This window comes from Halorubrum sp. CBA1125 (assembly GCF_009742825.1).
GTDB lineage: Archaea > Halobacteriota > Halobacteria > Halobacteriales > Haloferacaceae > Halorubrum.
Genome location: NZ_WPCE01000094.1, coordinates 1 through 11,109, shown reverse-complemented (window position 1 = coordinate 11,109; position 11,109 = coordinate 1). Strand labels below are relative to the sequence as shown.

Genomic DNA, 11,109 nt, shown 5'->3' with positions numbered 1-11,109 from the left:
GCAGGGCGCGGAGCCCGGCGGCGTCGACGCCGTCGTCGTTCGTCAACAGGATCCGCTCGACGGCCATACCCGACCCGTCGGGCGGTCCGGGCAAAAGTCCACCGCCCCGCCCGCCGTCGATTGTTCCTTCCAAGGTGTGCCCGCCTCTCCCTCCGCCGCCGAAGCGACGTTCGACGATTGCCGACGGTCGTCCGCCCCGAACGGAAAGGCACAGGTACCGCGGGGACGACGACCCGGTATGGGATTCGGCGACACGGCGAAGAAGATCCAGACGCTGGCCGACAAGGCGGAGCGCACCTACCAGAAGATCAACGAGCTCCGCGAGGAGGTCGAAGAGACCCAGTCGACGGTCGTCGACACCGCCGACCGGGTGCAGGCGCTCGAAATCGAGATGGCCGAACAGCGGGCGGTCCTCGACGCCGTCGCCCGCGAAGTCGGCGTCGACTTAGAGAGCGTGAGCACGGAGGCGCACATCACGGAGGCCGAGACGGCAGCCGCCGAGGGGGAAGACGAACCGAGCGACGACGCGGCGTCCGCCGACGGGAATGACACCTCCGAGTCGTCGACGGACGACAAAACTCCCGAGTGAGACCGCCAGCGGGCCATCCAGTACACCGAGACTCGCCCGCTCAGTCGTCGCTCGCCGCCGGCTCCTCCGCACGGGAGACGACCTCGGCGGGAACGCCCGCGACCGTGGCGTGGGGCGGGACGTCGTCTGCGACCAGCGAGTTCGCCGCGACGCGAGCGCCTTCGCCGACGGTGACGCCCGGAAGGACGACCGCGCCGGCGCCGATCATCGCGTCCGCCTCGACGACGACGTCGCCGAGGCGGTACTCGTCGCGGAGGAACTCGTGACACAGCAGGGTGGCGTCGTAGCCGACGATGGCGTCGTCGCCGACGGCGATCCGCTCGGGCCAGAACACGTCCGGCGTCGACTCCAGCCCCCACGCCACGCCGGTTCCCACCGTCACGCCGATCCACCGCAGCAGCCGATTCTTGAGCCGGAGGCTCGGACAGATCCGGGCGAGGACGATCACGACGTAGTTCCGGGCGACGACGAGCGGCGACTTCGCGTCCGGCCACGACCACAGCGAATTGCGCGCCCCCGGCGTCGGGCGGCGGTCGAGCCGATCGGTTCGCGACGGGTCCGCGTCGTCGAGAGTCACGACCGCCCGTTCGCACGGCTCGGTTAAAAGGGTCGCTCCCGAGCGTTCAAGTCCGATACCGCGGCCACCCTCCCTACGACCAGAGAGACGCCCACGGTCGGCCGAGGCGGATGCGCGGTCCACCGCCGTGGGAGCGCGTCGTCGGGGACGGCGGCGACGGGGACCGCCTGCTCGCCCCCTCACCACGCAAAGCGACGCGTTCTGCTTCACGGCTTCGCGAGTGCGGTCACCGCACCGACGCCACGGTCGAGGGCGACGCTACCCGTACCGCGCGCCTACTCGCGCAGCTCGTCCATGTGTGCGATCCGGCGCTCCACCAGCGACGCCGTCCCGATGTCGTGGCGGATACGGACGCGGTCGCCGGCGGCCGACAGCGCGGCCTCGGCCTCGGCCTCCGCGGCCGCGATCGAATCGCCGCGGCCGACGACCGCGAACGACCGAGAGGTGGTGGTGTAGAGTCCGTCGTCACGCTCGTCGACGCTGGCGTAAAACAGCAGCGCGTCGCCAGCGCTCTCCTCGTCGACGGCGATCAGTGCGCCCGCGTCCGGGTCGGTCGGGTACCCGTCGGGAACCGCGTACTTGCAGACGGTGGCCTCGCCGGAGAACGACAGCTCCGGCAGCGGGTCGTCGTCGCGGGCGGCGGTGAGCACGTCGAGGAACGGCGTCTCTAGCACCGGCAGCGTGTTCATCGCCTCCGGGTCACCGAAGCGCGCGTTGAACTCGACGACCTTCGGCCCGTCGGCGGTGAGCATGAACTGTCCGTAGAGGACGCCCTTGTACGCCGGGAGCGCGCCGACGACGGCGTCGAGCACGTCGATCGCGGCCTCGTAGTCGCCTTCGGCCATGAACGGGAGCGACCGGCCGGTGTCCGAGTACGAGCCCATCCCACCGGTGTTCGGTCCCTCGTCGCCCTCGTAGGCACGCTTGTGGTCCTGTACCGCCGGCGTCGTCCGGAGGTCGCCGTTCGCGACGAACGCCTGGATCGTGAACTCCTCGCCGACCAGCCGCTCCTCCAAGACGATCCGGTCGTAATCGGACTCGCGGAGGTACGCCTTCGCCTCTTCGTCGGTCACCTGGTCGCCGATCACCTTCACGCCCTTGCCGCCGGTGAGCCCCGCCGGCTTGACCGCGAGGTCCCCGTCGTACTCGTCGATGTACGCGCAGGCGGCCTCGACGTCGTCGAACACCTCGAAGTCGGGACAGCCGGGAATGGACTCCTCGTCCATGAATTGGCGCTGATACGCCTTGTCCGTCTCCAGACGGGCCTCCTCGGCCTGGGGACCGAACGCGTACACGCCGACGTCGTCGAGGGCGTCCGCGACGCCCGCTTCCAGTGCCGACTCCGGACCGATGACCGCGAGGTCCGCACCGACCGCGGTGGCGTAGTCGGCCACGGCCTCGGCGTCCGTCTCCTCGATCGCCTCGAACCCGTCCGCGAGGCGCCGGATCCCCGGGTTCCGGTTGCTCGCACAGGCGTACAACGCGCAGTCGTCGGCGACCGCTCGGGCGATCGCGTGCTCGCGTCCACCGCCGCCGACGAGAAGTACGGTCTCCGTCATATCCGACGGGAGACCGCACGGTAGTGTAAGCGTTACCCTCTCTCGTCGCTCGTCTGTACACGTTCGTGGACAGGACATCGGCGACGGACCGTCGCCCGCAGACCGCGTGTGACGGGTTTTTGCCTCGCGGGGACGAACCGGACGTATGTCACAGCCGACCGACCGAAACCGCCTCGACGAGGAGGCGAGTCCCTACCTCCGGCAGCACGCGGACAACCCGGTCAACTGGCAGCCGTGGGACGACGAGGCGTTCGAGCGCGCTCGGGAACACGACGCGCCCGTGTTCGTCTCGATCGGCTACTCCTCGTGTCACTGGTGTCATGTGATGGCCGAGGAGAGCTTCGAAGACGAGTCGATCGCGGCGGTGCTCAACGAGTCGTTCGTTCCGATCAAGGTCGACCGCGAGGAACGCCCCGACGTCGACAGCACGTTCATGACCGTCTCACAGCTCGTCACTGGCGGAGGCGGCTGGCCGCTGTCGGCGTGGTGTACGCCCGATGGGAAGCCGTTCTACGTCGGTACCTACTTCCCCCCCGAGCCGAGCCCGAACCAGCCCGGATTCCGCGACCTCTGTGAGCGGATCGCCGAGTCGTGGGCGGACCCCGAACAGCGCGAGGAGATGGAGCGACGCGCGGAGCAGTGGACGACGAGCGCCCGGGACGAACTGGAGTCGATCCCGGACGCCCCCGCCGAAGCCCCAGGGTCGGACCTCCTTGAGGTTGCGGCCGCGGCGGCGGTTCGCGGCTACGACACCGAGTACGGCGGGTTCGGGAGCGGCGGGGCGAAGTTCCCGATGCCGGGCCGGATCGACCTCCTCTTGCGTGCGTACGCCGCGGGCGGCCGGGACGCCGTCCTCGCGGCCGCGACGGGGACGCTGGACGCGATGGCCGCCGGCGGGATGTACGACCGGATCGGCGGCGGGTTCCACCGGTACGCGGTCGACCGGAAGTGGACGATTCCGCACTTCGAGAAGATGCTGTACGACAACGCGGAACTCCCGATGGTCTACCTCGACGGCTATCGGCTCACCGGCGACCCGTCGTACGCCCGGATCGCGAGCGAGTCGCTGGGTTTTCTCGACCGCGAACTCCGTCATCCCGAGGGCGGCTTCTTCAGCACGCTCGACGCGCGGAGCCGACCACCGGCCGAACGGTCCGGCGCCGAGTCCGACGACGACGCGGACGTGGAAGGCGCCTTCTACGTCTGGACGCCCGCCGAGGTTGACGCGGTCCTGAACGAGCCCGCGGCGTCGATCGCGAAACAGCGGTACGGGATCCGTTCTGGCGGGAACTTCGAGCGCGGCACGACCGTTCCGACGATCGCGGCGTCGATCGAGGAGCTCGCCGAGGATCACAAGCTCTCGGCCGAGGAGGTCCGCGAAATCCTGACCGAGGCGCGTGTCACCCTCTTCGAGGCGCGGGAGTCGCGCCCGCGTCCGGCCCGCGACGAGAAGGTGCTCGCGTCGTGGAACGGTCGAGCGATCTCCGCGTTCGCGGCCGCGGGGTGGACCCTCGGCGAGCCGTACGCCGTGATCGCGAGCGACGCGCTCGCGTTCGTCCGAGAGCGGTTGTACGACGCCGACTCGGGAGTCCTCGCCCGTCGGTGGCTCGACGGCGACGTCCGCGGGCCGGGGTACCTCGACGACTACGCGTTCCTCGCGCGCGGCGCGCTCGACGTCTACGCCGTTACCGGCGACCCGGATCCCCTCGGCTTCGCGCTGGAGCTGGCGACGGGCGTCGTCGAGGAGTTCGCCGACGACGGAACGATCTACTTCACCCGGAATCCGGACGAGCCATCCTCCGAGTCCGGCGGCACCGCGGGCGACGACGCGCTCTTCGCGCGTCCACAGGAGTTCACCGACCGATCGACGCCGTCGAGTCTCGGCGTCGCAACGGAGACGCTGGCACTGCTCGACGGGTTCCGGACCGACCGCCGGTTCGCCGAGGTCGCGGAGACGGTCGTGCGGACGCACGGGGACCGGATCCGCGGCAGCCCGCTGGAACACGTCTCGCTCGTGCGGGCTGCTGACCGCGTCGAAACCGGTGGGGTCGAGGTGACCGTCGCCGCCGAGGCGGTCCCGGATACATGGAGAGAGACGCTCGGGGAGCGGTACCTGTCGGGAGCGCTTGTCGCGCCCCGTCCGCCGACGGCGGCCGGGCTCGGAGAGTGGCTCGACCGGCTCGGGCTGGACGAGGCGCCGCCGATCTGGGCTGGCCGCGACGCCGACGCCGGCGAGCCGACCGTATACGTCTGTGAGGGTCGCGTGTGCTCGCCGCCCGAAACCGACCTCGACGCGGCGCTGGAGTGGCTGGCGTCGCGGCGGGAGCAGAAGTGAGACAGATGTCCCGAGACGGAACGCTTTACGGCACCCGGAGAGCAGGGTCGCTCATGGAGCGGTACGACCTCCTCTATCGGCTGTACGACGAGTTCGACGTCGAGACGCTCCGCGAGCATCAGTCGTTCGTGGACCTGTTCCCGCCGGTCGACTCGCGGGTGGCGCTGGAGCACTGGGAGGACGCGAGCGACGAGCTCGAACGCCTGAAACGGGAGATACGCGAGGAGCTCCCGGCCGGAGAGACGCTGGCAGAGGTCGCGGCCCGCGCCGACCGCGAAACGGCCTTCACCGCCCTCGATCTCTTCTCGCGGTACGACCGCGCGGTCAACGCGCTCGTGCTGGACGTCGACGAGACCCTCCGCTCGGCGGGCGGGACGGACAACGAGATCCCTCGCGAGACGCTTCACATGCTGACGGAGATCCACGAGTCCGGCGTCCCGATCGTCATCTGCACGGGACAGACGCTGGAGAACGTGAAGGGCTTCACGATTCAGGGGCTCGGCAACGAACTCGTCCACTCGGGCACCGTCTCGATCGTCTACGAGACGGGCAACGGGGTGTTCACGCCCGGCCACGGATCGCGGACGAAGCAGTTGTTGTACCAGCGGCTCGACGACTCGATCCGGAACGTCTTCGACGCGGTTCGGTCGAGCGTGCTCTCGGCGGCGCCGGAGAACGTCAGACGCGGCTGTCACCTCCAGGGCAACGAGTTCAACGTCACGCTGAAGCCGAACTTCGAGACCGGGAGCGCGGACGCGGAGACGGTGATCGACGACGGCCTCGTCCATCTGATCGACCTGCTCGGCGCGTCGGTAGTCGAGGAAGTCGCCGCCGACCTCGCCGGCGACGCTCGCGGGCCCGCAGACTTCGACGACGACTCGCCAGCCGACGCCCTCGCCGATCGCGGCGCCGCGTGGGCCCGCGTCCACTACGCGGCCGCCGATCCGGAGATCCGGGAGGTGCTCGAAGCGACGGGGATAGAACCGGCGAACGCGGGCGGAGAAACCGCCGACGTCCCCGAGCCGGTTGCCGCGCTGTTCGATCGGATCGACGTCGGGTACTACCGGGGAGACGCCGCGGAGATCGGCTCGCTGGAGTTGGACAAGGTCGCCGGCGTCGAGGCCGCGATCGACGTGCTCGACGTGCGCGACCCGTTCCTTTTGGTGATGGGCGACAGCAAGTCGGACCTCCGCGTGATGGAGTGGGTCGCCGACAACGACGCGGGGATCGCGGCGGCGCCGGAGCACGCCTCCGAGGACGTGCTCTCGCACGTCCGCGACCGGGACGAGCTGGTGTTCGGTCAGGGGCAGTCCGCGACGATGCTGCGGACGGTGTACGCCCTCAACCTGCTCGCGCAGATGGACTGAATCGACGACCGAGATCGCTGATCGGCGGCTCGATCTCGGGAAGCCCCGAGACGCCGGCCGCGAGACGGCACCGACGACGAGGACGCCTCGTCGCAGTTATGTGCGTCCGTCCCGACGATCCGGCTATGCACGACTTCGTCGTCGTCGGGGCCGGACCGCCGGGATCGCGGTTCGCCCGCCGCGCCGCCGAGGCGGGCCGCGACGTGGTCGTCCTCGAGAAGGGGACGGTCGGCGAGCCGCTGGCCTGCTCCGGCCACGTCTCCGAGGACATCTGGGAGTTCGTCCCGGACGACGCCCGCGATCGCCTCCTCCAGAACCGGGTGTACGGCGCACGCTTCCACGTCGGCGGCCCGGACTCGGCGGCGTACCCCTTCTACAAGCGAGAACCGGTGTCGAACGTGATAGACCGGGTCGGTCTGGATCGCACCCTCGCCGACGCCGCCCGCGACGCCGGCGCCGACGTCCGGGAGGCCCACACCGTCGTCTCGGTCGACGAGCGCGCGGACCGCGTCGTCGTCGAGGCGAGCGTCGCCGACGGCGACACGGAGCGCTTCGAGGCGCGAATGGTCGCCGGCTGTGACGGGCCGACCTCGCGGGTCCGCCGGTCGCTCGGTCTCCCGGAGCCGGACGAGCTGCTGCACGGCGTGCTCGCGTTCGACGACGCTCCCGACGACGGCGACCTCGTCGACGTCCACCTCACGGCGCCGACGTTCTTCGCGTGGCGGATCCCCCGCGGCGAGGCCGGCGTTGAGTACGGTCTCGCCGCGCCCCCCGGCGAGGACGTCTCCGAGCGCTTCGACCGACTCACCGACGCGTACGGCGTGACGACGGACCGGTTCTGCTCTGGCGCGATCCCGATCGGCCCGCCGGACCGGGTGACCACGGATCGGGTGTTCCTGATCGGCGACGCGGCCGCGCAGACGAAGCCGTTCACCGGCGGTGGGATCTGTTACGGGATGACCGCGGCGGACGTCGCGGCGGCGCAGATCGACCCGGCCGACCCGGACACGCTCGCCAACTACGAGGCCGAGTGGCGTGACGCGATCGGTCGAGAGATCCGACTCGGGAGCGCCATCCGCGCCTGCTACTCGCTCCCCGAGCCGGTCCAGCGGCTCGGCCTGCGGGCGCTGTCCGGCGAGATAGGCGTTCACATGGACCGCCCGACCTCCTTTTTCTCGCCGGCGCACCTCCGGAAGCTGTTCTCACGGGGCGATCCGCCGGAGGACCGAGTGTGACGGTGAGAGACACGGAGAACCGAGCCGGACGGTGAGAGACACGGAGAACCGAGCGCGGCGGGAGAGATACGAACGACGTGCTCGCCTACTTCTCGATGACCTCTGCGAACGAGACGTTCTCGCGAACGCTCGTGATCTCGACGGTGGGCTCGTCGCCCGGTTCGGCGTCGGGAACGATGACGACGTAGCCCCGCTCGATCTTCGCGATCCCGTCGCCCTTGTCGCCGAGCGTCTCGATCGTCACCTCGCGGACGTCGCTCTCGGAGACGGGGGGGTTCGGACGGCGCGGTGCCGGTCGACGACCGCGACGTCGATGCCGGCCTGTCGGCGCCGTTTCCTGAGACAGACCGGTCCGCGGACGCGTCTGAGGCGACCGCCGTGGCCGTCTCGTTCGTCTCTCGATCGATCAGTGCGACGCGGTACGTCTCGCCGTCCTCGACCGCACCGTGTGCGATCTCCGAGGCGGGAACCGCGACGACGTGCTCGCCGTCGCGTTCCTCGACTTCACCAGTAAACAGACACGCGAGCGAATCGGTGATCTCGACCATGCGACCCGTTGCGAGCGCATGGTTGAAAAACACCCCCGTTGTCGGATCGACGCCGCTGTCCGTTCAGCGACACTTCAACACCGCTGTCCGTTCAAGGACGCTTCGACGCCGCCGTCCGCTCAGGGACGCTTGAGGGCGCCCTCGGCGTCGAAGAGGCTGTGGCTGTCCTTGGGCTCCCCGGGGTGTTCGCGGGCCGCGTCGGGGTCGAACTCGATCCCGAGGCCGGGTTTGTCTGGAACCTCGATGGCGCCGTCTTCGACCTCGAAGTCGAAGTCGAGGATCTCGTCGCCCCACGGGACGTCGCGGCTCATGTGCTCTAAGACCTCGAGGTTCTCGATGCCCGCACAGAGGTGTAGCCCCGCCGCGGTGCTCACTCCCGCGTTGGGGTTGTGCGGCGCGAACGTCATGTAGCGGTTCTTCGCCATCGCGGCCGCGTGCTGGAGCTCCCGGAGGCTGCCGTAGTTCGTCAGGTCCGGCTGGATGATGTCGCAGGCCTGCTTGCGGATCAGGTCGTCCATCGTCTCGTTGTTGTAGATCCGCTCACCGGTCGCGACGGGCATGTTCACGTGCTGGGTGACGTCGGCCATCACCTCGCGGTCTTCCAGTTCGACCGGCTCCTCGAGGAACATGATGTCGTACTCCTCTAGCGCGTTCGCGACCTCGATCGCGCCGCGACGGGTGAACCGGCCGTGACAGTCCAGTCCGATGCCGACGTCCCAGCCGACGGCGTCGCGAACGGCCTCCAACAGCTCCGCGACCTCATCGATCTGGTCGTCCGTGAGGGAGTACTCGTAGTGTGCGAACGGGTCGCACTTCAGCGCGGGGTACTCCTGTTCGTCGATCGCCTTCTTCGCGTGGTGTGCGTAGTTTTCCGGCGTCCGCTCGCCGATGTGCCAGCCGTTCGCGTACACCGGGATCTCGTCGTGGACCTTCCCGCCGAGCAGCTTCCAGACGGGCTCGTCGTGGTACTTGCCGGCGATGTCCCACAGCGCGATGTCGAACGCGGACGCCACGGCGTTGATCAGCTTGCCGGCCCGCCACGCGAACGGGTACCGCGTCAGCCGCCGGTTGATCTTCTTCCGGTTCAGCGGGTCCTCGCCGATGAGGTAGTGTTTGTGCGCCTCGGCCGTCTCCTTGAGCGCGCCGGTGAGCCCCTCGCCGGAGAGCGCCTCGCCGACGCCGGTGATCCCCTCGTCGGTCCGCACCTGTACGAAAAACCAGTTTCGCCAGTCGGCGTCGACGACGAACGTCTCGACCTCGGTTATCTCCATGCGTGGCTGTTCAGTCGGGTCGTAATACCTTTTTCGTCTCATCCTCAGGACCGCCGATTCGGCACGCTCTCGCGACCAACGGAGTCACCACCCCCTCGCGACCGGCGGAGCCGCCACGCACATGTGGTTCCGTGTTGAAACCCGACCCATGGCTCCAAACTACGAGTCGCTTCACGACCCGAACGCGGAGTACACGATGCGTGAACTCTCCGCGGAGACCATGGGCGTGACGGCGTCCCGCGGCGGCGGCCGCGACGTGGAGATCACCGACGTACAGACGACGATGATCGACGGGAACTTCCCGTGGACGCTCGTTCGCGTGTACACCGACGCCGGGATCGTCGGCACCGGCGAAGCCTACTGGGGGGCCGGCGTGCCGGAGCTGATCGAGCGCATGAAGCCGTTTGTCGTCGGCGAGAACCCGCTTGACATCGACCGGCTCTACGAGCACCTGATCCAGAAGATGTCCGGCGAGGGGTCCGTCGAGGGCGTCACCGTCACGGCGATCGCCGGCATCGAGATCGCGTTACACGACCTCGCGGGCAAGATCCTCGACGTGCCGGCGTACCAGCTGCTCGGCGGGAAGTACCGCGACCGGATGCGCGTCTACTGCGACTGTCACACAGAGGCGGAGGCCGACCCCGAGGCCTGCGCCGACGAGGCCGAGCGCGTCGTCGAGGAGCTCGGATACGACGCGATGAAGTTCGATCTTGACGTGCCCTCTGGATTCGAGAAGGACCGCGCGAACCGCCACCTCCGCCCCGGCGAGATCCGTCACAAGGCGGAGATCGTCGAGCGGGTCACGGAGCGCGTGAAGGACCGCGCGGACGTGGCGTTCGACTGTCACTGGACGTTCTCGGGCGGCTCCGCCAAGCGCCTCGCGGCGGCCATCGAGGAGTACGACGTCTGGTGGCTCGAAGACCCCGTCCCGCCGGAGAACCTCGAGGTCCAAGAGGAGGTCACGAAGTCCACCACGACGCCGATCACGGTCGGCGAGAACCGCTACCGGGTCACCGAGGAGCGACGGCTCCTCGAGAACCAGGCCGTCGACATCATCGCCCCCGACCTGCCGAAGGTCGGCGGCATGCGCGAGACGCGGAAGGTCGCCGACGTCGCGAATCAGTACTACGTCCCCGTCGCGATGCACAACGTCTCCTCGCCTATCGCGACGATGGCGTCCGCTCACGTCGGCGCCGCCGTCTCCAACTCGCTGGCCGTCGAGTACCACTCCTACGAGCTCGGCTGGTGGGCCGACCTCGTCGAAGAGGACGTCATCGAGGACGGCTACATCGAGATCCCGGAAAAGCCCGGTCTCGGCCTGACGCTCGATCTCGACACCATCGAGGAGCACATGGTCGACGGCGAGACCCTCTTCGACCCGGCCTGAACCGAGGACGACCGGACCGAGCCGAGGTCGGTCTCCCCGTAGACGACGAGACGACGGCGGACGGCCTCACGGCGAGCCGGACTCAGGGGTACTCGACGAGGTCGTCGTCGACGGCTCGCAGGCTCTCGGCCAGCCGCGATCCGTCCGGGACGGCCGACCGGAACGAGGCCGAGCCGAAGGGTGCGTCCCCGTTGACGGAGACGAACCCGAGGGCGGACGGCTCGTCGTCCAGCCCGGTGAG

8 protein-coding genes and 1 pseudogene are annotated in these 11,109 nt (G+C 69.2%); 5 read left to right on the top strand and 4 right to left on the bottom strand.

All coding sequences use genetic code 11. The features are described 5' to 3' along the window. The first annotated feature begins 238 nt into the window (after positions 1-238). Positions 239-589, top strand: a complete 351-nt coding sequence (locus GJ633_RS09755; protein ID WP_156588672.1) for a DUF5798 family protein — start codon at positions 239-241, stop codon at positions 587-589. Between the two features lie 40 nt (positions 590-629). Here GJ633_RS09755 and GJ633_RS09750 read toward each other — a convergent pair whose 3' ends face one another. Both GJ633_RS09750 and purD read right to left on the bottom strand, forming a co-directional pair. Further along, the gene (locus GJ633_RS09750) at positions 630-1,166 is read right to left on the bottom strand and encodes an acyltransferase (protein WP_321169005.1); all 537 of its coding nucleotides are present in this window, start codon (positions 1,164-1,166) and stop codon (positions 630-632) included. A gap of 275 nt (positions 1,167-1,441) precedes the next feature. Continuing rightward, positions 1,442-2,725 (bottom strand): phosphoribosylamine--glycine ligase, encoded by a 1,284-nt coding sequence (purD, locus tag GJ633_RS09745; RefSeq protein ID WP_156588671.1) that lies wholly within the window; start codon positions 2,723-2,725, stop codon positions 1,442-1,444. 145 nt (positions 2,726-2,870) lie between these two features. Here purD and GJ633_RS09740 point away from each other — a divergent pair, with 145 nt between their 5' ends. From GJ633_RS09740 to GJ633_RS09730, 3 genes are all read left to right on the top strand, one after another. Then, complete coding sequence (locus GJ633_RS09740) at positions 2,871-5,060, top strand: thioredoxin domain-containing protein (RefSeq protein WP_156588670.1); 2,190 nt, start codon at positions 2,871-2,873, stop codon at positions 5,058-5,060. Between the two features lie 53 nt (positions 5,061-5,113). Next, positions 5,114-6,427 (top strand): HAD hydrolase family protein, encoded by a 1,314-nt coding sequence (locus GJ633_RS09735; RefSeq protein WP_156588669.1) that lies wholly within the window; start codon positions 5,114-5,116, stop codon positions 6,425-6,427. 125 nt (positions 6,428-6,552) lie between these two features. Further along, a complete protein-coding gene (locus GJ633_RS09730; protein ID WP_156588668.1) occupies positions 6,553-7,662 on the top strand; it encodes a geranylgeranyl reductase family protein in 1,110 nt (369 codons plus the stop codon). An 85-nt stretch (positions 7,663-7,747) separates the two neighbouring features. Here GJ633_RS09730 and GJ633_RS09725 read toward each other — a convergent pair. After that, positions 7,748-8,210: pseudogene (locus GJ633_RS09725) on the bottom strand (TRAM domain-containing protein). 119 nt (positions 8,211-8,329) lie between these two features. Further along, complete coding sequence (locus tag GJ633_RS09720) at positions 8,330-9,481, bottom strand: mandelate racemase/muconate lactonizing enzyme family protein (RefSeq protein ID WP_156588667.1); 1,152 nt, start codon at positions 9,479-9,481, stop codon at positions 8,330-8,332. Between the two features lie 148 nt (positions 9,482-9,629). Between GJ633_RS09720 and GJ633_RS09715 the strand changes: the two genes are divergently transcribed. Next, entirely contained in the window at positions 9,630-10,868 is a 1,239-nt protein-coding gene (locus tag GJ633_RS09715; protein ID WP_156588666.1) for a mandelate racemase/muconate lactonizing enzyme family protein, read from the top strand. Positions 10,869-11,109 lie beyond the last annotated feature (241 nt).

Coding starts and splice junctions, on each gene's coding strand:
- GJ633_RS09755 (WP_156588672.1), top strand. CDS start 239: ATGGGATTCGGCGACACGGCGAAGAAGATCCAGACGCTGGCCGACAAG.
- purD (WP_156588671.1), bottom strand. CDS start 2,725: ATGACGGAGACCGTACTTCTCGTCGGCGGCGGTGGACGCGAGCACGCG.
- GJ633_RS09740 (WP_156588670.1), top strand. CDS start 2,871: ATGTCACAGCCGACCGACCGAAACCGCCTCGACGAGGAGGCGAGTCCC.
- GJ633_RS09735 (WP_156588669.1), top strand. CDS start 5,114: ATGGAGCGGTACGACCTCCTCTATCGGCTGTACGACGAGTTCGACGTC.
- GJ633_RS09730 (WP_156588668.1), top strand. CDS start 6,553: ATGCACGACTTCGTCGTCGTCGGGGCCGGACCGCCGGGATCGCGGTTC.
- GJ633_RS09720 (WP_156588667.1), bottom strand. CDS start 9,481: ATGGAGATAACCGAGGTCGAGACGTTCGTCGTCGACGCCGACTGGCGA.
- GJ633_RS09715 (WP_156588666.1), top strand. CDS start 9,630: ATGGCTCCAAACTACGAGTCGCTTCACGACCCGAACGCGGAGTACACG.